Raw genomic sequence first — 22,229 nt, 5'->3', positions numbered from 1 at the left:
AAGCAAGGACCGCCGATGAGATTCACCCGTGAAGAGATCGAAGCCGCGCAGCGCACCGTGCGCTCGGCCATGCCGCCCACGCCGCAATACGCATGGCCGCTGCTCGCGCAGCGCCTGGGCGCCACCGTGTGGGCCAAGCACGAGAACCACACGCCGGCCGGCGCCTTCAAGATCCGCGGCGGCCTGACCTACTTCGAAACGCTGGCGCGCGAGCAGCCCGGGGTGCGGCATGCCATCAGCGCCACGCGCGGCAACCACGGCCAGTCGGTCGGCTTCGCAGCGCGGCGGCACGGCCTGGCCGCGACCATCGTGGTGCCGCACGGCAATTCGCTCGAGAAGAACGCGGCGATGCGCGCGCTCGGCGTCACGCTGGTGGAGCACGGCGACGATTTCCAGGCTGCCGCCGAACACGCGGCGATGCTGGCCGAGCGCGACGCGCTGCACCGCGTGCCTTCGTTCCACCGCGAGCTGGTGCGCGGCGTGTCGACGGCCTACGTGGAATTCTTCGACGCGCTGGCATCGGCGCCGCCTGACGTGCTGTTCGTGCCCATCGGGCTGGGTTCCGGCTTTGCCGCCGCGGCAGCGGCACGCGCGCATTGCGGCGCGAAGACCAAGCTCATCGGCGTCGTGTCCGCGCACGCCACGGCCTACCGCGACTCCTTCCGCGCGGGCAAGCCGGTCGAGTCGCCGGTGACCACGCGGCTGGCCGACGGCATGGCCTGCCGCACGCCGGTGCCCGAGTCGGTGGAAGTGATCCTGCGCGAGGCCGACGACGTGATCGGCGTGAGCGACGACGAGATCGCCGAGGCCATGCGCATTCTTTTCAGCGACACGCACAACGTCGCCGAAGGCGCCGGTGCAGCCGCATTGGCAGCCGCGCTCCAGCAGCAGGAACGCTGGCGCGGCAAGACGGTCGGCATCAGCGTGAGCGGCGGCAATGTCGACTCCGACATGTTCGCCGGGGTGCTGGCGCGCGCCGCCTCCTGAGCCGCGGGGCCAGCTACGGCAGCGGCCCCGTGTTGGCCGTGCTCAGCGGCAGCCGCGACACCTCGGCCAGCAGCAGCGCCAGTTGCCGCGCAGCCGCATCGATGACCGCCTGGCCACTCTCGGCCGTGGCCGCCGCGGCATTGCCGGCGGCGCCGTGCGCGTTGTAGTCCTCCATCGCCCAGCCGAGCTTGGCGCTCTTGCCGTTGCCGAGCAGCGCGTAGTCGGCTGAACGCTGCTGCGACGTCGACCTGAAGTCGCGCGCCTCACCCATGCGCACGAGCTGGGGCGTCAGCGCCAGCATCATCGATGTCTCGATCTCGCCCGCGTGCACGCCGAAGCGGTGCTCGTGCGCGCTGAAGCGCTCGCCCGCCTCGCCCAGCGGCAGGTTGAACCAGCTCACGCTGTAGACGATGAGCCCGTGCGCCGCGCGCAGCTCGCGCGCCACGATGTCCATCGCGCCCACATGGCCGCCGTGCGCATTGAACAGCACGAGCTTCTTCACGCCTGCGCGCGCCACGCCCGCGCCGATCTCGTTCCACACGCGGATCAATGTTTCCGCCGACAGCGTGAGCGTGCCCGCGAAGCGCGCGTGCTCCGGGCTCAGGCCGATCTGCTGCGTGGGCAAAAACAGTACCGGCAGTTCGGCCGGCAGCAGCGGCAGCGACGCGGCAACGATGCCGTCGGCCAGCACCGTGTCCACGCCCAGCGGCAGGTGCGGCCCGTGCTGCTCGGTCGCGCCCAGCGGCAACACGGCGACGGTGGAAGCCGCATCCAGCGCCGCGAAATCGCGCGTCGTGAGCTGGGACCAATGGCGGGGCAACGAGGGGGCCGTGGGTGCATTCATCACGCGATCTTAGGCCGGGCGGCGCGCTGTTCCGAAGGGTCGTTGTCTGACAAAACTTGTCGAATCCAGCGCTGAAAACGCCAATCTAATCACATTTATAACCATTTCTTGGCACTTAAGTTTGCTTTTGTTAACACTTCTATCTAGAGTCGTTTGCAGATTCAATTTTCTATAGAGCTTCCAGTCCCGACGCTGTCAGGGCCGGAAGTTCGGCTTTTGCAGCGGCCTCAGGCCGCGCAAAAGGCGCTATCAAAGGGAGCAGAGTGTTCATCCAGAAAAAAACTGGAGGCACGGTCTTGGGTGGGCGTCCGTCGGCGCTGGCCTGCGCCTTGTCTCGTCACCTCGAACATGCATCACGAGGTTTTCCACCGATCGTTTGCGCGCTGGCCCTGGGTGCTTCATCCGCGGCCTTCGCGAATCCACCCGTCGCGGCCGTCGAACCCGCGTCGAACCCATCGGCAGCCTATGACGCGCAGCAGCACGACGCATTGATCGTCGCGCGTCGGGCGAACCGCATCGGTGCCGCGCAGGCATTGCAGCAGTTGAAGGGCTGGCTCGCCGCGCCGCTCGGCGACGCCGAACGACGGCGCGTGGTGTCCGATGCCGTTGCTATCGCAGCAGCCGACAGCCAGTTCGCCGAAGCCGTCGCGATCGCCCGCCAGGTTCCGCTCGCCGCGCTGAACGACTACGCCCTGGGCCCTCTCGCGCTGGCCGCGCGCCGCACGCACGACCTGGCGCTGCAGGGCGAAGTCATCGCCCTCTGGCGCGCCCGGCAGCCGGACGCGCGCGAACCGCGCATCCACGAAGCCTTCTGGCGGCTCGACAGCGGCGACATCGCCGGCGCAAAAGCCGTCTACGACACGCTCGCTCGGCAACCGACCCGGCAGGTCGAAGACCGCGTCGCCTTGCTCGAACTGCGCGGCGCCGTGGCTCGCGCCGAGAAGCAGCCGCTGCAGGCGCTCGCCGCCTACACCGAGGCCGGCGCGCTGCGGCCCGACCGCCGCGACCTGCGCCGCGAAACCGACTTCCTGCTCGCGGACAGCGGCGCCGCGTCGACCGCCTTCGACGACGCCGAAACCGCGGAGCGCGCCCACCCCGGCAGCTTTTCGCCGCTGGCCTTGTCCACGCTGCAACAGCAGGCGCTGGCACAGCGGCTGCACTGGGCCATCCAGGAACGCGATCAGCGCCTGGGCGCGGCGCGCGTGACGGCACTCGACCGCGTGTTGTCCGACCAGGAAGCCGCACTCGCCCGGCTCGACGCATCGGCCGCCCAAGCCACGCCTGAGGACGCCGACGCATGGCGCCAGTTGCGCGTGCGGCTGCTGTCCGACCGCCTGCTCGCGCTGGTGGAGCGCGGCCGCCCCGCCGACGCCATCGCGCTCTACGAATCGCTGCGCGCGGCCGGTGTCGACCTGCCCTTCTGGGGCCTCGGCGCCGCGGCCCGCGCCTTCGCGCAGGAGCGCCGCTCGATCGACGCCGTGCCGCTGTACGAAGCGGCCGTGGCCAAGGGCGGCGCCGACCTGCCGATGCCCGACGACATCTACTTCGGCCTGGTCTACGCCTACCTGGACACCGGCCGCTTCGAGGACGCCGAGGCCCTGCTGAAGCGGCTCGAAGAAGCAACGCCCGCGCTGATGCGCCTCACGCCCGAAGCCGGCCGGCCCAACGGCCAGTACACCGACGTGAGCGGCATGCGCGGCCTGCTGCAGCTCTACACCGACCGCGCGACGCTCGCGCAGCAGAGCTTCTCGACGCTGACCGGCAATGCGCCGCTGAATGCCGGCTATGCCTATGGCGCGGGCCAGACCGAGCGGCTGCGCGAGCATCCCGAGGCTGCCGTCGCGCGCTTCGAGGCGCAGGCGGCCGACCAGCCCTACGACATCAGCGCGCGCGCCGGCCATGTCGAAGCACTGCTCGACGCCGGCGAGTTCCGCCAGGCCCGCGAACGCGCCGAGTCGCTCGCGGCCGACGTGCCCGAGGCCGCCGAGGTGCGCGACGTGGAGCGCAAGCGCCGCGCCGCCACCGGGCCGCGGCTCGACGTCGACGCAGAGGCCTCGTCGGGCGGCGCGGCCATCGCCAACCGCGAATGGCGCATCGACAGCCGGCTCAGCTCCGGCCTCATCGACGACCAATGGCGCGTGTTCTACGACCAGACGCTGGGCCGCGGCACCACCGACATCGGCAACGCCAACTGGGCGCGCGGCGGCCTGGGCCTGAGCTGGCAGCAGGGCCGCTGGATGGCCGAAGGCGTGCTGCAGCATGCGAACAGCGGTCCCTACCGCAACAGCGTGGCGGGCCGCGTGGACTACCGCGCGGGCGATGCCTGGCGCTTTTCGGCCACCTACGACGGCGACAGCAAGGAGCTGCCGTGGAAAGCCCGCGTCGCCGGCATCGGCGCGCACGAGACCGGCGCGAGCGTGGGCTACGTGGTGAACGAGTCGCGCCGCTTCGACCTGCAATGGCAGCGCCTGGACTTCAGCGACGGCAACCTGCACAACGGCCTGGAGCTCGGCTGGCGCGAACGCTGGGTGAGCACGCCGCGCTTCCAGCTCGAAACGCGCCTGGGCGCCGGCACTAGCCGCGGCCGCGACATCGACACGCCCTACTTCAACCCGTCGAGCGACAGCACCGCGCAACTCGCGGTGCGCGCGCAGTGGCTCAACTGGAAGCGCGACGACCGCCAGTTCTTCCAGGCCGTGGAGCTCACGGGCGGCAACTACCGCCAGGCCGGCTTCGGCAGCGGCCCGCTGTGGAGCCTGCGCTACGAGCACCGCTGGGACCTCGGCCCCAGGTTCACGCTGCGCTACGGCCTGAGCATTTCCAGCCATCCCTACGACGGCGTGCGCGAGCGACAGCGCGGCGTCTTCCTGAACCTCTCGATGCCCCTGCAGTGATGCGAACGACCGACGACAACCCCATGACCTTCCTGCGCGCGGCCATGCTGTGGCTGGTGCTCGCCGCGGCATCGGCACTGGCGCTGCCCGCCTTCGCGCAGCCGCTGCCGCCCGCGGACCCCGACGACGGGCTGAGCTTTCGCGTGCTCTCCTTCCACGACGTGCGCACCGGCGTGCGCGCCAGCTTCGAGCAGTCGCCGGACGAAACGGCCATCGACGACAGCACCCTGGCCGAGGTGTTCGCCTGGCTGCAGTTCAGCGGCTACCACCCGGTGAGCCTGCAGCAGATCGTCGACGCGCGCGCCGGCGGCAAGCCGCTGCCCGCACGGCCCGTGCTGCTGACCTTCGACGACGGCTACCGCAGCGCCTACACCAAGGTGTTTCCGCTGCTCAAGCGCTACAACTACCCCGCGCTGTTCGCGCTGGTGACGAGCTGGCTCGACGTGCCCGAAGGCCAGCTGGTGCACTGGGGCGACAAGCCCGCGCCGCGCGAGAACTTCCTGCTGTGGCCCGAGGTCGCCGAGATGGCTCGCTCCGGCCTGGCCGAATTCGCGAGCCACACCGACGCGATGCACACCGGCATCCTCGCCAATCCGCAGGGCAACATGCTGCCGGCCGCGGCCACGCACCGCTACGACCCCAAGACCGGCCGCTACGAAGACGACGACGCCTACGTGCGCCGCGTCGAGGCCGACCTGCGCCGCAGCCGCGAGATCATCGAGGCGCGCACCGGCGCCAGGGTGCGCGCCACCGTGTGGCCCTACGGCGCCTACAACACGGCCGCGCTGGAAGCCTCGGCGCGCGCCGGCATGCCCATCACATTCACGCTCGACGACGGCGCCAACAGCCCCGACGTGCCGCTCACCCGCATCCGCCGCGCGCTGGCCGCCTACGACAACAAAGCGCCCGAATACGCGCAGCTGCTGCGCAACCCGGTGGGTGGCGAAGTGCGGCAGGTGAACCGCGTGATGCACGTCGACCTCGACTACGTGTACGACCCCGACCCGGCCCAGCAGGAGCGCAACCTGTCGGCGCTGATCGACCGGGTGGCCGCCGTGCGCCCGCGCTCGGTGTTCCTGCAGGCCTACGCCGACCCCGACGGCGACGGCGTGGCCAACGCGCTGTACTTCCCCAACCGCCACCTGCCGATGCGCGCCGACCTGTTCGGCCGCGCCGCCTGGCAGCTGCGCACCCGCACCGGCGTGAAGGTGTACGCATGGATGCCGGTCACCGCGTTCCGGCTGCCGGCGTCGAACCCGCTGGCCACGCACACGGTGATGGCGCAGGGCGGCAAGATGCCGGCCGACCGCTACCACCGCCTCACGCCCTTCGACCCCGCGGTGCGCACGCTGGTCGGCGACATCTACGAAGACCTGGGCCGCTACACCTTCTTCGAGGGCGTGCTGTTCCACGACGACGCGACGCTCTCGGACGACGAAGACGCCAGCCCCTCCGCGCTCGCCACCTATGCGAAGTGGGGCCTGCCGCCCGATGTGGCCGCGATCCGCGCCGACCCGGCGCTGATGGCGCGCTGGACCGCCGCAAAGACGCGCTACCTGATCGACTTCACGCATGAGCTGGCCGCGCGCCTGGGCGCCTGGCGCCCCGCGCTGGAAACCGCGCGCAACCTCTATGCGCGGCCGGTGCTCGAGCCCCAGGCCGAGCAGTGGTTCGCGCAGAACTACGAAGCCTCGCTCGCCGCCTACGACTACGTCGCGCTGATGGCGATGCCGCGCATGGAACAGGAAGCCGATGCCGACGCCTGGCTCGGCCGCCTGGCGCGGCGCGCGGCCGACACGCCGCGCGGCCTCGACGGCACCGTGTTCGAACTGCAGGCGCGCGACTGGCGCACCGGCAAGCCCGTGGCCGACGCGGAGCTGGCGCGCCAATGGACGCTGCTGCAGCGCGCCGGCGTGCGCCACCTGGGCTACTACCCCGACGACTTCCTGAACAACCAGCCCTCGCTCGACGTGGTGCGCCGCGCCATCTCGGTGCGCACGATGCTGCCGCGCGCCCTGGGCGCGTCGGCGGCCGAGACCACGCCGCCGCAAGGAGAGCGGGCCCCATGACCACCAGCCATTTCCTTGCGCAGACGCTGCCGTCGCTGCTGTTCGGCTTCGTCTTCTACTACCCGTTCTTCATGGCCTATGTGTGGATGGCGGGCGGGCTCTCGCATGCGTGGGTGTTCGAGCGCAAGCGCGACGTCGACGTCAATCCGCTCGACCTGCTGCCCTCGCGCCCCTTGGTGACGGTGGTGGTGCCCTGCTTCAACGAGGTGCCGCACTTGCGCGAAGTGATCGAGCAGCTCATGCGCTCGCGCTACCCGAACTACGAAGTGATCGCCGTGAACGACGGCAGCACCGACGGCACCGGCGAGCTGCTCGACGACATGACGAAGGAGTACGGCCGCCTGCGCGTGATCCACAACGCCAGCAACCAGGGCAAGGCCGTCGGGCTCAACACCGCCTGCCAGCTCGCGCGCGGCGAGTACATCCTGGGCATCGACGGCGACGCGCTGGTCGACGAGGATGCCATCGCCTGGATGCTGCGGCCCATGCTGGCGTCCGAGCGCATCGGCGCCGTCACGGGCAACCCGCGCATCCGCACCCGCACCACGCTGCTCGGGCGCATGCAGGTGGGCGAGTTCTCTTCGATCATCGGCCTCATCAAGCGCTCGCAGCAGCTGGTGGGCACGCTGTTCACCGTGTCGGGCGTGATCGCGATGTTCCGCCGCCGCGCGGTGATCGACGTGGGCTTCTGGAGCCCCGACGTGCTCACCGAGGACATCGACATGAGCTGGAAGCTGCAGCTCGGCGGCTGGAAGCTGCGCTTCGAGCCGCGCGCGCTGTGCTGGATCCTGATGCCCGAGACCTTGCGCGGTCTGTGGAAGCAGCGCCAGCGCTGGGCCATCGGCGGCATCCAGACCATGCTGCGCAACACCACGCGCATCCTCCGGCTGCGCAACTGGCGCATGTGGCTGGTGTATGCCGAGTACATGACCAGCGTGGTGTGGGCCTATGCGATGGCGGCGGTGCTGGTCGTCAGCCTGGTGCGGCCGTTTTTGCCGATCGAGTCGGCCTGGCACTCCGCGCTGCTGCCGCACTGGCAGGGCACGCTGCTGGCCATGACCTGCATCCTGCAGATGCTGCTGAGCCTGTGGATCGACCGCCGCTACGACCGCGACCTGATGCGCTATTTCGCCGGAACGATCTGGTATCCGATCGCGTTCTGGACCATCACGATGGCGACCACCGTCATCGCCCTTCCCAAAGCCCTGATACGCCGCCGCGGCAAGCGCGCGGTGTGGACGAGCCCTGACCGAGGAGTTTCCGATGCCCCATGAGAAGACGACGGCGCACAGCCGCTTTCCCGAGATGCACGACGACACGCCGCCGCCGAGCCGACGCCGCTCCTGGGGCCAGCCCGAGGTGGAGGAGCCGATCATCGACGCCGCGCGCATCTCGCTGAGCGCCTTCGGCAACGGCCGCTCGCCGCAGCGCACGATGGCCATGTACCTGTGGCTGCGCGTGCTGCGCCCGGCCGTGACCATCGCCATCTGGTTCTGCGCCATCTGGTACGCCTGGCCCTACGTGCTGGGCGCGCGCTCGCAGCCCGAGGTGCTGCATCTGCTGGGCCTGTACGCGCTGGTGATCGGCGTGATCCTGGTGTCGATGCTGGTGATGGCGCCGTGGCGCCGCCATCAGCAAAAGCGCGAAGCGCCGCCCGACCAGGAGCAGTCGTCGCTGTTCGCGCTGGCCTCGTACATCGAGGTGCCGCCCGCGCGCCTGTCGACCTGGCAGCGCACTCGGCAACTGCTGGTGCACCACGACCATGACGGCCACCTGCGCGACGCCACCGACACCGCGCCGGGCGCGCTGGAGCCCGAGCCGCTGCAACGCGCCGCGGCCCGGCGCTGACGCAGGCCGATGACGGGGGCGCCGGGCGGCCATACGGCCGCGTCGGTGCAGGGGTTTAGCGGCGGTGCTTCAATCGCCGCCACCCCTCATCCACCAAGGACCCCTTTCATGGATCTCCAGCTCCAGGACCAGCACGTACTCATCACCGGCGGCAGCAAGGGCATCGGCCTGGCCTGCGCGCTGGGCTTCCTGCGTGAAGGCGCGCGCGTGAGCCTCGTCTCGCGCGACCTCCAGAACCTGCAGCAGGGCCGGAAGACGCTGGCCGAGGCATTCCCGCAGGCCGAAGGCCGCGTGTCGCTGCACGCCGCCGACCTCAAGGACCCCGCCAGCGCCGAGGCCGCGCTCGACGCCGCCGAGAAAGCCTTCGGCCCCGTCGACGTGCTCGTCAACTCGGCCGGCGCCGCCCGCCGCACCCCACCCGACGACCTGACCGCCGCCTCGTGGCACGACGCGATGGACGCCAAGTACTTCACCTACGTCCACATGATCCATCCCGTCGTCAAGCGCATGGGCCAGCGCGGGCGCGGCGCCATCGTCAACGTCATCGGCCAGGGCGGCAAAGTCGCCAACCCCGTGCACATGGCCGGCGGCGCCGCCAATGCCGCACTCATGCTGGTGAGCGCCGGCATGGCCGCCGCCTATGCAGGCAAAGGCGTGCGCGTGAACGCCGTGAACCCCGGCCTCACGCTGACCGAGCGGCTGCAGGAAGGCATGAAGGCCGACGCGAAGGTGCAGGGCATCGGCACCGACGAAGCGCTGGCACGCGCCAAGGCCAGGCTGCCGCTGGGCCGAATCGCGACGCCGGAGGAAATCGCCAACACCGTCGTGTTCCTCGCGTCGCCGAAGGCAAGCTACGTGACCGGCGCCATCGTCGCGATGGACGGCGCAGTCACCCCCATGATCTGAAAGAAAAGAAAGAGGCGCGAAACAAAGGGCCGAGCGAAGCAAAGAAAAGTAGGTCGCCCGCCGGGGCGAGACCCGGCCCCGGGAAGCAAAGCTCAGGCAAGAGCCAACAAAGCCTCGAACTTCAAGGCAAGAAAATCGACAAACGCCCGAACCCGAGCCGGCACGAACCGCCCACTGGGCAACAGCGCATGCAACGGATAGGGCTCGGTCTCCCAATCAGGCAAGAGCCGCACGAGCCGCCCTTCGCGAATGTCCTCCCGCACATCCAGCGCGGACTTCAGCGAAATCCCATGGCCCGCCACGGTCCATTCCCGCGCGAGCGAAGCATCGTCCACGCTGCGGTTGCCATTCACCCGCACCTCCGTCCACTGCCCGTTCTGGCCGAAGCGCCAGACGCGATGCCGTCGCCCCGAGCGGTTGAAGATCAGGCAGTTGTGATGCGCCAGATCCTGCGGCACCTTCGGCGCAGGATGGCGCAGCAGATAAGCAGGCGAAGCGGTCAACAGCGGATTGGTCAGCGCAAAGGCCCGTGCCACCAGCCGCGAGTCGGCCAGCGCGCCATAGCGCAGCGCCACGTCGACCTCGTCCCGCATCACGTCCAGCGGCCGGTCCCCCACCGACAGCGACAGCTGCACGCCGGGATGCAGCGCGAGGAATTCGTCGAACCACGGCAGCAGCGTGCTGCGCGTGAGGTCCGACGGCGAAGCCACCCGCAGCGTGCCCACCAGCTCGCCGCGATCCGCGGTGACCAGCGACTCGCCCTCGTCCAGCAGCTCGAAGGCACGCACCGCGTAGTCGAGCAGCGTCTGGCCCTGCGGCGTCAGGCGCATCGCGCGGGTCGACCGCTCGAACAGCCGGGCGCCGAGCTGGGCCTCCAGCCGCTTGAGCGTGGCGCTGGCCGCCGCCGGCGTGATGCCCAGCGCATGCGCCGCAGCTGTGAGCGTGCCGCCGCGCGCGGTGTGCACCAGCACCTGCAGGTCGGAGATATTTTCAATCTTCATTTGAAAGTGTTGCTGTTCGATGCCGTCTTATCAAACAGGCCTTGCAATCCTACAGTTCAGTCATCGTTACTGAAAGGCTCCCGCCATGAAAGCCGTCGGCTACTACCAGCCCCTTCCCATCGACAACCCCGAATCGCTGCAGGACATCGAACTGCCGGCGCCTGCGGCCGGCCCGCGCGACCTGCTGGTGCGCGTGAAGGCGGTGTCGGTCAACCCGGTGGACACCAAGGTCCGCAAGAACGCGGCGCCCGAAGCCGGCCAGGCCAAGGTGCTGGGCTGGGACGCCGTGGGCACGGTCGAGGCCGTCGGCAGCGGCGTGCGGAACTTCAAGATCGGCGATCGCGTGTACTACGCGGGTTCGATCATCCGCCCCGGCGCCAACGCCGAGCTGCATGCAGTGGACGAGCGCATCGCCGCGCTCGCCCCCAAGAGCCTCGACGACGCCCAGGCCGCCGCGCTGCCGCTGACCACCATCACCGCCTATGAGCTGCTGTTCGACCGCCTGCGCGTGCCCAAGGACGGCGGCGAAGGCCAGACGCTGCTGATCACCGGCGGCGCGGGCGGCGTCGGCTCCATCCTGATCCAGCTCGCGCGCCAGCTCACCAGGCTGCGCGTGGTGGCCACCGCCTCGCGCGCCGAAACGCGCGAGTGGTGCCTGGCGCTCGGCGCGCACACCGTCATCGATCATTCGAAGCCGCTCGCGGCCGAGCTCAAGGCCGCAGGCATCGGCGAAGTCGACATGGTCGCCAGCCTCACGCAGACCGAGCAGCACTACGCGCAGATCATCGAAAGCCTCAAGCCCCAGGGCCAGCTCGCGGTGATCGACGACATGAAGGTGCTCGACGCGATGCCGCTGAAGACCAAGTGCATCTCGCTGCACTGGGAAATGATGTTCACGCGCTCGCGCTTCGAGACGCCCGACATCGCCGAGCAAGGCGCGCTGCTGGCAGAAGTGGCGGCGCTGGTCGATGCGGGCCGCATCCGCACCACGGCCAACGCGAGCTTCGGCACCATCAACGCCGCGAACCTGAAAAAGGCGCATGCGCTCATCGAGAGCGGCAAGGCGCAGGGCAAGGTGGTGCTGGCGGGCTTCTAGGCTAGCTCGACTGCCACGGCAGCCCGCGCATGCGCTCGCGCTTTTCTTCCTCGTCGAAGTGCGCGAGCGAGGGCTTGATGAGGTCGCTGCGCGACACGATGCCGGCCAGCACCAGCGACTGCGCGTCCTTCACCACCGGCATGCGCTCGAGCCGGTGGCGCGCGAGCCGCGTGGCGACCGCGCGGCAGTTCTCGCCCGGCAGCGCGAAGTACAGCGGCACGTCGGCGCAGGCATCGCCCACCGTGGCGATGGGGTCGCGCGTGCCGACAGCCGCCAGCATCGCGCGGTCGGCCACGCCGATCACCGCGCCATTGCGCAGCACCGGGAACGCACGGTGCGCCTGGCCTTCGCCGAAGTAGTCGGCCAGCGCCCGCGTCACCGGCAGCGCGGCGTCGATGCTGCGCACCTCGCGCGTCATCACCTCTTCCACCGAATGCCGCTCCAGCGGATCGATGCCGTACTCGCGGTAGATGTGATAGCCGCGGCGCGCGATCTTCTCGGTGAGGATCGAGCGGCGCATGGTCAGCACCGTGAAGCCGTAGGCCACGGCCGAGGTGGCGAGCAGCGGCAGCAGCGCATTGCTGTCGTGCGTGAGCCCGAAGGCGAAGATGGTGGCGGTGAGCGGCGCGCGCATCACGCCGCCCAGCGTGGCCGCCATGCAGACCAGCGGCCACAGCATGGGGTCGTTGCCCGGCAGCAGGTGCGACAGCACCACGCCCAGGCCGGCGCCCATCATCAGCAGCGGCGCGAGCACGCCGCCTGATGTGCCCGAGCCCAGCGCGATGACCCAGATGACGGCCTTGACCGCCAGCAGCGCCAGCACCACGCCGAGCGCGAGATGGTTGTGCAGCAGGTCGCCGATCACGTCGTAGCCCACGCCCAGCGCACGCGGCTGCAGCCAGCCGCCGATGCCTACCGCGAGTCCGCCGATGGCCGGCCACCACATCCAGTGCAGCGGCAGCTTGCCGAACCAGTCTTCCACCTTGTAGAGCGAAATGGAAAGCGACGCCGACAGCGCGCCGCACAGCACGCCCGCGATCACGCACGACAGCATGGCGAGCGGGCCGGGCACGGCCGTCTGCAGCGGGAACAGCGGGCCCGCGTCCATGAGCAGCGGACGGGTGAAGCCCGCGACCGCGCAGGCCACGGCCACCGGCAGCAGGCTGCGCGGCCGCAGCTCGAACAGCAGCAGCTCGACGGCCAGCAGCACCGCGGCCACCGGCGTTCCGAACACGGCCGTCATGCCGGCCGTGGCGCCCGCCACCAGCAGCGCCTTGCGCTCGGCCGCGGTGAGGTGAAAGTGCTGCGCGATCAGCGAGCCGATGGCGCCGCCGGTCATGATGATCGGCCCCTCGGCGCCGAACGGACCGCCGCTGCCGATGACGATGCCCGACGACAGCGGCTTGAGCAACGCCACCTTCGGCGACATCCTGCTCTTGCCGAACAGGATGGCCTCGATGGCCTCCGGAATGCCGTGGCCGCGGATCTTGTCGGAGCCGTAGCGCGCGACCAGCCCCACGATCAGCCCGCCGATCACCGGCACCGCGATGACCCAGGCACCCAGCGTATTCGCGGCCGGCGAACGGTCGGCCAGCGACAGGGTCTGGAAGAAGAACAGGTTGGTGAAGAAGCGGATCAGGTCGAGCAGCACGCGCGCGGCCATGGTGCTGATGGCGCCGATGACGGCGGCCATGACGGCGATGCGCATGAGCCGCGTGTTGAGCGCGAAGTCGCCGCGCGGCGGATGGGAAGAAGAAGCCTTGGTGCTCATGATGCTCACACGGTGTCCGGAAGATCGATCTGCGGCACGTCGAACACGCCCTTGAGCGAGCGCAGTTCCGCGCGGTGCAGCTCGGCCAGCCGCAGCAGCAGCTTCTCGCCCTTGGCCAGCAGGTGCACCTCGACCTGGCGGCGGTCGGTTTCGCTGGGGCGGCGCTGCACGAGTTCGAGCGCCTCGCAGCGGGTGACGAGCGCGACCGCGCCGTGCGGCTGCAGCTGCAGGCGCTCGGCGATCTCGCCCACCGAGGCCCAGTCGCGGCCGGGCACGCCCTTGATGTGCAGCAGCACCAGGTACTGCTGCGGCGTCAGGCCCTCGGCCTGCGCGGCGCGCTCGGAAAAGCGCTCGAAGCGGCGCATCTGGTAGCGGAACTGGGAGAGCGCCTCGAAGTCTTTCTTGGCGAGCTTGCGCGCGGAAGTGGCCATGGCAGCGGGAGAGAAGGGAACGGCCGCAAATATATCACGACGTGATGTATATGCCTTGCGACACAATCGGCCGCATGACTGCAGACATCATCGAATCCGACACTCCCCGGCTGCGCCTGCGCCAATGGCGCGAGAGCGATCTCGAGCCGTTCTTCGCACTGGCTTGCGACCCACAGGTGATGGAATTCCTGCTGCCGCTGCCCACGCGCGCCGACAGCGATGCGCTGGTCCGGCGCATCGAGGCGCGCTTCGCCGAGAACGGCTGGGGCTTCTGGGCCGTGGAGCACAAGGCGTCGGGCGCGTTCATGGGCTTCACCGGGCTGAACTCGCCGGCGGTCGACCTGCCTTTCTCGCCGTGCGTGGAGATCGGCTGGCGCTTCGGCCGCCAGTGGTGGGGCCAGGGCTTCGCGAGCGAGGCGGCGCGCGGTGCGCTGCAGGTCGGCTTCGAACGGCTCGGGCTCGCCGAGATCGTGGCGTTCACCACCTGGAACAACACCCGCTCGAGCGCGGTGATGGAACGCATCGGCATGCATGAAGACGTGGCCGGCGCGTTCGACCATCCGCTGGTGCCCGAAGGCCACGCCCTGCGGCGTCACCGGCTCTACCGGATCGGCCGCGCGGCATGGCAGGCCTCGCGCGGCGCCTCAGAATGAATGCAGCAGCAGCGCCGCGCCCGACACGATCGCGAAGACCTGCACGAAGACGCGCAGGACGCGGCCGTTGATGCGGCGATGCACCACGCGGCTGAGCACCGCGCCCACGACCAGCGCGGGCAGCAACTGGGCCGCCGCCTGAAGTTGCGAGCCGTCGATGCGCCCGGCCACCATCAGCGTGACCAGCGACACAAGCTCACCGACCAGGAAGCACAACGCGATGGTCGAACGCATGGAGGGCGCCGGCTGGTGCTGGTAGACCAGCGCCAGCGGCGGGCCGCCGATGCCGGTCGCGGTCTCGGTGACGCCGGTGACGAGCCCCGCCGCCACGAAGGCGCTGCGTCCCGGCGAGAAGGCCGGCATCATCAAGGTGACCAGCGCCGCCGCGATGGTCGACACGCCCACGAACAGCGACAGGTGGCTCGCGCTCAGCGCCGCCAGCACCCAGAGGCCGCCGATGGTGCCGAGCATGCGACCGCCGGTGATCCAGCTCGCGCCGACACGGTCGATGGCGCCGCGCTCGCGCCACATCACATAGAAGTTCAGCGGCAGCATCAGCACCAGCACGCACACGGGCAGCAGGTCGGGGCGCACGATGCCGATCACCGGCGCGGCGATCAGCGCAAAGCCGACACCGGTCGCGCCCTGCACGAAGGCAGCAATGAGCACGGCGATGGAAACCAGGAAGAGGTGTTGCGCGCTCACTGCGGATTCCGTGTGCCGCCGGCGCGAGCCATGGTCAGGCGGCGGTGTTCGGCCGCCGTGGGGTGCAGGCGCACGATGGGCGCGCGGTCCATCGCCGCATGGGCGACGCGCGCGAGCCGCTGCTGCAGCGCCCGCGCGTCCCAGTCGGGCGGCCAGCCTTCCCACAGGCGCAGGCGCCCGGCGACGAACACGGCCGTGATCTGGTCGCGGTTGCCCAGGCGCACGAGGTCCCATGTGAGGTCGACGGAGGTGCACATCTCTGGCGTGTCGACATCGACGATGAGGAAGTCGGCCGCCTTGCCCACGGCAATCTCTCCGGTCAGGTGGTCCAGGCCCACGGCGCGCGCGCCTTCGTGCGTGGCGTGGTCGAACCAGGTCCAGCCGCCGCCGCTCGATGCGTCGCCGATGGCCATGCCGAAGGCCAGCTTCTGCGCGGCTTCGGCAGCGTCCATCAGGCGGAAGGCGTCGCTGCGCGTGGCATCGGTGCCGAGGCCGAAGCGGATGCCCATCGCGGCCATCAGGTTGGCGGGTGCCACGGCGTTGCCCTTCCACTGGCTGGCGACAGGGTTGTAGCTCACGGCGGTGTCGGTGTCGCGCAGCAGCACGAGCTCGGACGGCGTGACCAGCGTGCCGTGCGCGATGAGCACTTGCGGGCCCAGCGCGCCCAGTTGCGCCAGCAGTTCGAGCGGCCGCTTGCCGCGCTGCACCACCGATCGCTCGACCGATGCGAGGTGTTCGTTGACATGCGTCTGGAAGATGGCGCGCGCCTCGGCGCACAGGGCCGACACGGCGGCCAGCATTTCGTCGGAGGCCGCCTCGGGCACCGAGATGGCGAGCGAGGGATGCACCAGCTCCGCGTCCGACCACTGCCGCAGGAAGCGTGCGGCGTGCGACTGGATGGCTTGCCGGTCGGCGGCGGTGCTGTCGTTGCCACCGTCGTTGCAGATCAGGCCCAGCACGCAGCGCAGTCCGGCCTCCTGCACGGCGGACGCGACGGCGCCGATGTCGCCCGGCGCGCGCGTGCCCGCGTCGCACACGGTGGTGAAGCCGCCGCGCAGCGACTCGAGCGCCGCGAGCTTGGACGCCATGTAGACGAACTCGTCGTCCAGGCTCGATTCGAGCGGCACCCACACGCGCCGGAAGATCTCCGAAGGCTCGCCATAGGCCAGCGACTTGCCGAAGGACTGCGTGAGGTGGTGATGCGCGTCGATCATTCCCGGCATCAGCAGCTTGCCGGGCAGATGCAGCGGCGTGAGATGCGAGTGTCGGGCGATGAGCGCATCGGCGGCCCCGACGTCGCGGAACCGGCCGCCCGCCATCAGCACGGCGTGGCCGCTCGCGGGGCCGTCGCGCAGCATCAGGTGGTCGGGAACGAGCAGCAGCTCGTCGGCCGCGAAGAGCGCGGCATCGAGTTCAGAAGACATGGTCAAAAAAGAGAAAGGCGGGAACGGAAAGAAAGAAGAAAGAAGCGGCGCGTCAATGCGGCGCCGGTGCGATCGCGGAGTTCTCGGCGCCTTCGGCGGGCAGGCGGTTGAAGACCATGTTGAGCACCACCGCGGTGAGCGAGCCCATGGCCAGGCCATTGCCCAGCACGAGCTGCAGCGTGTCCGGGAAGCGGCTGTACAGGCCGGGCACGACGATGGGCAGCAGCCCCATGGTCAGCGCGCCGGCCAGCACGAACATGTTGCCGCGCTCGTGCAGGTCGACCTTGCGCAGCATGTCGATGCCCATGGTGCCGATGATCGCGAACACAACCATCGCGGTGCCGCCGACCACGGCGGAAGGAATGGCGCTGGCCAGCCGGCCCAGCGGCGCCGACAGCGCGATGAGGATCAGGATCACACCGGCCGTCGCGGTGACGTAGCGCGAACGCACGTTGGTGGCGCGCACGATGCCGATGTTCTCGCCGCTGGTGACGATCATCGAGGTGCCGAACAGCCCGCCCGCCAGCGACACCAGCGCGTCGCCGCGGATGGTGCGCGGCACCACGTCGCGCGCGTCGATCTTGCGGCCCACCACTTCGGCCACCGCCACGGTCTGCCCGGTGGCCTCGACCATCGAGATGACGCTGAAGATCAGCAGCGGCACGGCCGCCACCAGGTCGAAGCGCGGCATGCCGAAGGGCAGCAGCGTGGGGGCGCTCCAGAAAGGTCCGGCCGCCACGGCGCTGAAGTCCATCAGCCCGCACACGGCCGCCAGCACCGTGCCGGCCAGCAGCCCCAACAGCACCGAGAGCTGGCCGAGCGTGCCCTTGAACAAGCGCGCGAACAGCACGGTGAAGCCGATGGTCGCGAGCGCCAGGCCGATGTTCACCGGGTCGGCAAAGGCGGGCGAGCCGGCTTTGCCCGCGATGATGCCGCCGTACACCTTCACGAGGTTGATGGACACCAGCAGCAGCAAGGTGCCGATGACGATCTTCGGAAAGTAGCGCAGGCAGCGCGCGAACACCGGCAGCACCAGAAAGTAGAACAGCGCCGTGAGGATCACCGCGCCCGAGGCGGTCTGCAGGTCGCGCTGCTGGGCGATGGTCACGAACATCACGATCGGCGCGCCGCCCGGCACCATCACGAAGGGCAGGCGCGCGCCGAACTTCCACGGGCCGAACGACTGCAGCAGCGTGCCCACGCCGCACAGCAGGAAGGTGGCGCTGATCAGGTTCACCGTGAGCGCGGGCTCCAGGCCCAGCGCCTTGGCCACCAGGAAGACAGACGTGATGGGCACGGCCGCCATCACCAGCACATGCTGCAGGCCGAACAGGAGCAGTTGCGAAACGGGCAGTACTGCGTCGACGGCGGGGGCGTCGCAAGCACGGGACATGATTCGAATCCTTTGACCGGACTTGCGCCCAAATCGATTTGGGCGCACTGGTAAAAAAAGCCGCCGAAGCGGGTGAAGTACATTTCGGAACAGCCAGCCCCAAAACGATTTGGGAATTGAATCACCGGATTTTGAAAAGGTCAACGGGATGAGCCCCAATCCACCGCCGCGGGTCACCATCAAGGACGTGGCGCGGGAAGCGGGCGTGTCGCCGACCACTGTCTCCCATGCGCTCAACGCCCGGGGCCAGGTCGATGCGGAAACCCGCGCGCGCGTCGAGAAGGCGGCGCTGACGCTGGGCTACCGGCCCAATCGCAATGCGCAGAGGCTGCGCACCGGCGAGGCGCACATGATCGTGCTGCTGTCGTCGATGCCGTTCGCGGTGGCGGGCGGCCCGTCGCGGCTCGGCTTTCTGATGGAGGTGGCGGCGGTGGCGGCCGCGGCGGCGCTCGACCGCCGCCTGGCGCTGGTGCTGGCGCCGCCCATGGAAACCGGACGGGTGCCGATGGATCTGCTGGACGTGGACGGCGCGCTCGTCATCGAGCCCTCGGCCGGCGATCCGAACATGGCCTACCTGCTGCGGCGCGGCCTGCCGGTGGTGGCCATCGGCAAGCCGGCCGAAGAAGCCGCCGACGCGCCGGCACTGCCGCCGTATGTCGACATTCACTCGGGGCACACCACGCGGCTGCTGCTCGAACACCTGCAGGCGCAGGGCGCGCGAAAGATCGCCATGATCCTCGGCTCGGCCCGGCGCAACTCCTATGTGGAAGGCCAGGCGGCCTACCTGGCGTTCGCCGCCGCGCACGGGCAGGCGCCGCTGATGTCGCTGGTCGACGAGGTGAAGGGCGAGAGCGGCGGCCGCGAAGCCGCGCTCACGCTGCTGGCCGAGCACCCCGACATCGATGCCTTCTGCGTGCCGGTGGACGCCTTTGCCACGGGCGCGGTGGCGGCAGTCCTCGAATCGGGCCGGCGCATTCCCGAAGACGTGATGATCGCCACGCGCTACGACGGCGTGCGGGCCCGCACCTGCGTGCCGCCGCTCACGGCCGTGGACCTGCATCTGGACGAGGTGGCGCAGCAAGCCATCGCGTTGCTGTTCGACCACCTGCGCGGGGACACGAGCAGGCGCCGGGTCGACGGGCCGGCGGCGCAACTGGTGCCGCGCCTGTCGTCGGCACGCCCGCGGTAGCCGGCAAGCGCGGCGGCTACTTCGCCTTGGACACCCGCCACACGGCGTTGCCCACGTCGTCCGCCACGATCAGCGCGCCGCCCTTGTCCAGCGCCACGCCCACGGGGCGGCCCTGCGCCTTCTCGTCGGCCGAGAGGAAACCGGTGAGCACGTCGACCGGCGGGCCGCTCGGCTTGCCGCCGATGAAGGGCACGAACACCACCTTGTACCCCGACTTGGGCTTGCGGTTCCACGAGCCGTGCTCGCCGATGAAGACGCCGCTGGCGAACTGCTCCGGCATGCCGCCCGGGCGCGAGAAGGTCATGCCCAGCGGCGCGACGTGCGCGCCCAGTGCGTAGTCGGGCGCGATGGCCTTGGCCGTCATGGCGGGGTTCTGCGGCGTGACGCGCGCATCGACGATGCCCCCGTAGTAGCTCCAGGGCCAGCCGTAGAAGGCGCCGTCCTTCACAGAGGTGAGGTAGTCGGGCACGAGGTCGCTGCCGATCTCGTCGCGCTCGTTCACCACGGTCCACAGCACCTGGGTGTCGGGGTCCCAGCCCATGCCGTTGGGGTTGCGCAGGCCGCTGGCGAACATGCGCTTCTCGCCTGTCCTGGTGTCGACCTCCCAGATAGCGGCGCGGCCCTCTTCGGCCTCGAGGCCGTTCTCGCCGATGTTGCTGTTGGAGCCGACCGTGACGTAGAGCTTGCTGCCGTCGGCATTGGCAATGACGTTCTTGGTCCAGTGGTGGTTGATGCCCGCGGGCAGCGGCGTCACCAGCGTGGGGTTGGCGCTGATGGAGGTCTGGCCTTCGGTGTAGGGCACCTTCACCAGCGCGTCGGCGTTGGCGATGAAGAGTTCGTTGCCGACCAGCACCATGCCGTAGGGCGACATCAGGTTGGTCATGAAGACCTGCTTCACCTCGGCCACGCCGTCGCCATCGGCGTCGCGCAGCAGGGTGATGCGGTTGGCGCTGGGCACGCCCGCACCGGCGCGGCCCATGACCTTGCCCATGACCCAGTTGCGCATCTTCGCGACCAGGCCGTCGCCGCCGTCGCTGGCGCCGCCGCCGGGCTTGGGCGGCTTGTTGCTCTCGGCCACCAGGATGTCGCCGTTGGGCAGGGTGTAGACCCAGCGCGGATGGTCGAGCCCGCGCGCCAGCGCCGTGACCTTCAGGCCCTCCGCCGGAATGGGCATGGCGGCGTCGGTCCAGCCGATGGCGGGAGCGACGTTCACCGTGGGAATCAGCGTCTTGTGGGGCTCGGTCAGCTGCGGGCGGGGGCCGACCGTGAGTTCCGGTGCCAGCTTGGCCGAATCGCCGCAGCCGGCGAGGAAAAGCGTGGCGCCGACGGCCACGATGGCCGCGGCGGATAGAGCGGTGCGGGTGGGGACTAGGAGTCCGCGCGGCAGAAGTTTTTCTGCGCCGCTGTGACCCCACGTTGAGTTGTGCGCGCCTCGCAAGCACTCGCGCGGCGCGTTGGCTGTTCTCGAACGACCACAAGGGCGCCTACTCGGCCTGCCGCAGGCGAGCGGCGCGCGGATTCACCCCCGGCCACGGGCCTCATCTGGCCATCAATGCGCTCATGCGCCGCAGGTTCAGCGCCAGACACACGAGCTTGAACTCGGCCTGGACCTTCTTCAATCCCCGCAGGCTGAACTGCCTGAAGCCCAGCACGCTCTTGATCCACCCGTTGGGCGCCTCCACGATCCACTTCCTCTTGCGGTAGGCCGCTCGGCCTTGGGGCGTCTTCAGCCTGGCATCCATCGCTGCGGTGCGCGGGTATTGTTCGGCGTCGATGTCCAGCGCCTGCTTGCCCTCTCGGCCCAGCGCCACGATCAGCTCGCTCGGGCTGTCCTTGAGCTGCTCGAACACGGCCTCCGAGCGGAAGCCCGCATCCGCCAGCACCTGTCGGGCATCCTCGCCCAGGTTGGCCTTCACCGCGGCCAACAGCACCGGCAGGCGGTCGCTGTCGGCGGCGTTGTTGCTGAGTTCCGCTGCCACCACGAGCTGCGCGCTCTCGTCCACCGCCGTGTGGGCGTTGTAGCCATAGTCGTAGCCCCCGCCCGAGCGCTTCATGATCCGACTGTCCGTGTCGGTGAAGCTCTCCTGGGCGCTGTCCTTGGGAACACCGAAGTCGCGCTTGTAGCGCCCGCCCTTGGGCTTGCCGTCCTTGTCGCGGGGTTTGCGTTCGTCGTCGGCGCTGCGCCCGCGGGCCGCATCGGCCTCGCGCTGGCGCTGCTCCAGGCGCAGCTTGGCCTCAGTGATCGCCTTGAGCCGGTCCTCCCGGCGCTTGATCTCCCCGGGAACGTCCAGGTCGGGTTCGTTCTTCTCCAGATCGTCGGCGGCACGCGCTCGGTTGAGCAGGCCGTCGATCTGCGCCTTGAGCTCGCCCTCGGCCTTGACCATCCGGTCATAGCTCATGGCCTTGTGGCGGCTCGCATTCGCCTTGAGCTTGGTGCCGTCCACCGCCACCGTGCCGAGCTTGACCAGGCCGCACTCACGCGCCAGGCGCACCACCTGCACGAACAGCGCCGCCAGCTCCTGCAGGTGCAGCGCCCGGAAGTCCGAGAGCGTGCGGTGCGCCGGGTAGTTCTCCGCGGCCAGCACCCGCAGGGCAACGTCCTCGTGCAGCTTGGCCGCCAGCTTGCGCGAGCTGAAGGTGCCGGTGGCGTAACCGTAAATCAGCACCTTGACCATCATGGCCGGGTGGAACGGCTGGTTGCGCGGCCCGCCCTTGGCATACCGGGCGTGGAAGGCGCTCAGATCCAGGCTGTCGACGCTGTCGCTGATGAAGTACGCCAGATGCCCTTCGGGCAGCCAGTCTTGAAGGGCGTCGGGAAGCAGTCTTTGCTGCTGCGGTTCATAGGGCAGGTAGCTCACGGGCATGCGCCAAATCTATCAAGCCTTCGCGCACTCGTCACGCCTTCTGCCGCGCACGCTCCTAGCTGCGGAGCCTTCTTCATGCGTGATCCTCGAGCGGCCGGTGCCGCATGGCGGACGCATCATCGCCCGGTGGCCGGCGCGGCCTTTGTCGGTCGTG

At 69.7% G+C, this 22,229-nt stretch carries 18 protein-coding genes; 9 read left to right on the top strand and 9 right to left on the bottom strand.

The features are described 5' to 3' along the window. Positions 1–15: 15 nt before the first annotated feature. The gene (locus L3V85_RS06285; RefSeq protein ID WP_237678526.1) at positions 16–987 is read left to right on the top strand and encodes a threonine dehydratase; all 972 of its coding nucleotides are present in this window, start codon (positions 16–18) and stop codon (positions 985–987) included. Between the two features lie 13 nt (positions 988–1,000). On the opposite strand, the gene L3V85_RS06280 is transcribed toward L3V85_RS06285, so the two are convergent. Continuing rightward, positions 1,001–1,831, bottom strand: coding sequence for a creatininase family protein (locus L3V85_RS06280; protein ID WP_237678525.1), 831 nt, complete (start codon positions 1,829–1,831; stop codon positions 1,001–1,003). A 263-nt stretch (positions 1,832–2,094) separates the two neighbouring features. On the opposite strand from L3V85_RS06280, the gene pgaA reads away from it, so the two are divergent. From pgaA to L3V85_RS06255, 5 genes are all read left to right on the top strand, one after another. Continuing rightward, on the top strand, positions 2,095–4,725 hold the full coding sequence (gene pgaA / locus L3V85_RS06275) for a poly-beta-1,6 N-acetyl-D-glucosamine export porin PgaA (protein WP_272934772.1): 2,631 nt from the start codon (positions 2,095–2,097) through the stop codon (positions 4,723–4,725). Then, positions 4,725–6,794 (top strand): poly-beta-1,6-N-acetyl-D-glucosamine N-deacetylase PgaB, encoded by a 2,070-nt coding sequence (gene pgaB / locus L3V85_RS06270; protein WP_237678523.1) that lies wholly within the window; start codon positions 4,725–4,727, stop codon positions 6,792–6,794. Before pgaA ends, pgaB begins: the two co-directional genes overlap by 1 nt. Further along, positions 6,791–8,068, top strand: coding sequence for a poly-beta-1,6-N-acetyl-D-glucosamine synthase (gene pgaC / locus L3V85_RS06265; RefSeq protein ID WP_237678522.1), 1,278 nt, complete (start codon positions 6,791–6,793; stop codon positions 8,066–8,068). Before pgaB ends, pgaC begins: the two co-directional genes overlap by 4 nt. Then, complete coding sequence (gene pgaD / locus L3V85_RS06260) at positions 8,058–8,642, top strand: poly-beta-1,6-N-acetyl-D-glucosamine biosynthesis protein PgaD (protein ID WP_237678521.1); 585 nt, start codon at positions 8,058–8,060, stop codon at positions 8,640–8,642. Before pgaC ends, pgaD begins: the two co-directional genes overlap by 11 nt. Before the next feature lie 108 nt (positions 8,643–8,750). Further along, a complete protein-coding gene (locus L3V85_RS06255) occupies positions 8,751–9,548 on the top strand; it encodes an SDR family oxidoreductase (protein WP_237678520.1) in 798 nt (265 codons plus the stop codon). Between the two features lie 92 nt (positions 9,549–9,640). Here L3V85_RS06255 and L3V85_RS06250 read toward each other — a convergent pair whose 3' ends face one another. Continuing rightward, positions 9,641–10,549 (bottom strand): LysR family transcriptional regulator, encoded by a 909-nt coding sequence (locus L3V85_RS06250; protein WP_237678519.1) that lies wholly within the window; start codon positions 10,547–10,549, stop codon positions 9,641–9,643. A gap of 85 nt (positions 10,550–10,634) precedes the next feature. Here L3V85_RS06250 and L3V85_RS06245 point away from each other — a divergent pair, with 85 nt between their 5' ends. Beyond that, positions 10,635–11,645: a zinc-binding alcohol dehydrogenase family protein gene (locus L3V85_RS06245; RefSeq protein ID WP_237678518.1), complete on the top strand. Its 1,011-nt coding sequence runs from the start codon at positions 10,635–10,637 to the stop codon at positions 11,643–11,645. A 1-nt stretch (position 11,646) separates the two neighbouring features. Here the strand turns inward: L3V85_RS06245 and L3V85_RS06240 are convergent, their stop codons facing one another. Continuing rightward, positions 11,647–13,416 carry a chloride channel protein gene (locus L3V85_RS06240; RefSeq protein WP_237680505.1) on the bottom strand — a complete coding sequence of 590 codons (1,770 nt, stop codon included), beginning with the start codon at positions 13,414–13,416 and terminating at the stop codon, positions 11,647–11,649. A 5-nt stretch (positions 13,417–13,421) separates the two neighbouring features. Beyond that, complete coding sequence (locus L3V85_RS06235; protein ID WP_237678517.1) at positions 13,422–13,847, bottom strand: MarR family winged helix-turn-helix transcriptional regulator; 426 nt, start codon at positions 13,845–13,847, stop codon at positions 13,422–13,424. Positions 13,848–13,921: 74 nt separating this feature from the next. Between L3V85_RS06235 and L3V85_RS06230 the strand changes: the two genes are divergently transcribed. Continuing rightward, complete coding sequence (locus L3V85_RS06230) at positions 13,922–14,500, top strand: GNAT family N-acetyltransferase (RefSeq protein ID WP_237678516.1); 579 nt, start codon at positions 13,922–13,924, stop codon at positions 14,498–14,500. On the opposite strand, the gene L3V85_RS06225 is transcribed toward L3V85_RS06230, so the two are convergent. From L3V85_RS06225 to L3V85_RS06215, 3 genes are read right to left on the bottom strand one after another with little or no spacing between them, the layout of a single operon-like run. After that, the gene (locus L3V85_RS06225) at positions 14,492–15,205 is read right to left on the bottom strand and encodes a sulfite exporter TauE/SafE family protein (RefSeq protein ID WP_237678515.1); all 714 of its coding nucleotides are present in this window, start codon (positions 15,203–15,205) and stop codon (positions 14,492–14,494) included. The two genes, L3V85_RS06230 and L3V85_RS06225, sit on opposite strands and share 9 nt — an antisense overlap. Next, on the bottom strand, positions 15,202–16,629 hold the full coding sequence (locus tag L3V85_RS06220; protein ID WP_237678514.1) for an amidohydrolase family protein: 1,428 nt from the start codon (positions 16,627–16,629) through the stop codon (positions 15,202–15,204). Before L3V85_RS06220 ends, L3V85_RS06225 begins: the two co-directional genes overlap by 4 nt. A gap of 52 nt (positions 16,630–16,681) precedes the next feature. Further along, entirely contained in the window at positions 16,682–18,022 is a 1,341-nt protein-coding gene (locus L3V85_RS06215) for a uracil-xanthine permease family protein (protein ID WP_237678513.1), read from the bottom strand. Between the two features lie 148 nt (positions 18,023–18,170). On the opposite strand from L3V85_RS06215, the gene L3V85_RS06210 reads away from it, so the two are divergent. Further along, entirely contained in the window at positions 18,171–19,211 is a 1,041-nt protein-coding gene (locus L3V85_RS06210; protein WP_237678512.1) for a LacI family DNA-binding transcriptional regulator, read from the top strand. Positions 19,212–19,227: 16 nt separating this feature from the next. On the opposite strand, the gene L3V85_RS06205 is transcribed toward L3V85_RS06210, so the two are convergent. Together L3V85_RS06205 and L3V85_RS06200 are read right to left on the bottom strand one after the other, a co-directional pair. After that, positions 19,228–20,547 carry a PQQ-dependent sugar dehydrogenase gene (locus L3V85_RS06205; protein ID WP_237680504.1) on the bottom strand — a complete coding sequence of 440 codons (1,320 nt, stop codon included), beginning with the start codon at positions 20,545–20,547 and terminating at the stop codon, positions 19,228–19,230. 202 nt (positions 20,548–20,749) lie between these two features. Further along, entirely contained in the window at positions 20,750–22,075 is a 1,326-nt protein-coding gene (locus tag L3V85_RS06200; RefSeq protein WP_237674909.1) for an IS1182 family transposase, read from the bottom strand. Positions 22,076–22,229 lie beyond the last annotated feature (154 nt).

It is taken from the genome of Variovorax paradoxus, from assembly GCF_022009635.1.
In the GTDB taxonomy this organism is placed as follows: domain Bacteria; phylum Pseudomonadota; class Gammaproteobacteria; order Burkholderiales; family Burkholderiaceae_C; genus Variovorax.
This window is presented reverse-complemented; position numbering and strand designations above follow the sequence as displayed.

Bases quoted from the DNA above. Each gene is read 5' to 3' on its own strand.
- pgaB (WP_237678523.1), top strand. From the start codon at position 4,725: ATGCGAACGACCGACGACAACCCCATGACCTTCCTGCGCGCGGCCATG.
- L3V85_RS06280 (WP_237678525.1), bottom strand. From the start codon at position 1,831: ATGAATGCACCCACGGCCCCCTCGTTGCCCCGCCATTGGTCCCAGCTC.
- L3V85_RS06245 (WP_237678518.1), top strand. From the start codon at position 10,635: ATGAAAGCCGTCGGCTACTACCAGCCCCTTCCCATCGACAACCCCGAA.
- L3V85_RS06210 (WP_237678512.1), top strand. From the start codon at position 18,171: ATGAGCCCCAATCCACCGCCGCGGGTCACCATCAAGGACGTGGCGCGG.
- L3V85_RS06230 (WP_237678516.1), top strand. From the start codon at position 13,922: ATGACTGCAGACATCATCGAATCCGACACTCCCCGGCTGCGCCTGCGC.
- L3V85_RS06215 (WP_237678513.1), bottom strand. From the start codon at position 18,022: ATGTCCCGTGCTTGCGACGCCCCCGCCGTCGACGCAGTACTGCCCGTT.
- L3V85_RS06250 (WP_237678519.1), bottom strand. From the start codon at position 10,549: ATGAAGATTGAAAATATCTCCGACCTGCAGGTGCTGGTGCACACCGCG.
- pgaD (WP_237678521.1), top strand. From the start codon at position 8,058: ATGCCCCATGAGAAGACGACGGCGCACAGCCGCTTTCCCGAGATGCAC.
- L3V85_RS06255 (WP_237678520.1), top strand. From the start codon at position 8,751: ATGGATCTCCAGCTCCAGGACCAGCACGTACTCATCACCGGCGGCAGC.
- L3V85_RS06200 (WP_237674909.1), bottom strand. From the start codon at position 22,075: ATGCCCGTGAGCTACCTGCCCTATGAACCGCAGCAGCAAAGACTGCTT.
- L3V85_RS06220 (WP_237678514.1), bottom strand. From the start codon at position 16,629: ATGTCTTCTGAACTCGATGCCGCGCTCTTCGCGGCCGACGAGCTGCTG.
- L3V85_RS06240 (WP_237680505.1), bottom strand. From the start codon at position 13,416: ATGAGCACCAAGGCTTCTTCTTCCCATCCGCCGCGCGGCGACTTCGCG.
- L3V85_RS06285 (WP_237678526.1), top strand. From the start codon at position 16: ATGAGATTCACCCGTGAAGAGATCGAAGCCGCGCAGCGCACCGTGCGC.
- pgaC (WP_237678522.1), top strand. From the start codon at position 6,791: ATGACCACCAGCCATTTCCTTGCGCAGACGCTGCCGTCGCTGCTGTTC.
- L3V85_RS06235 (WP_237678517.1), bottom strand. From the start codon at position 13,847: ATGGCCACTTCCGCGCGCAAGCTCGCCAAGAAAGACTTCGAGGCGCTC.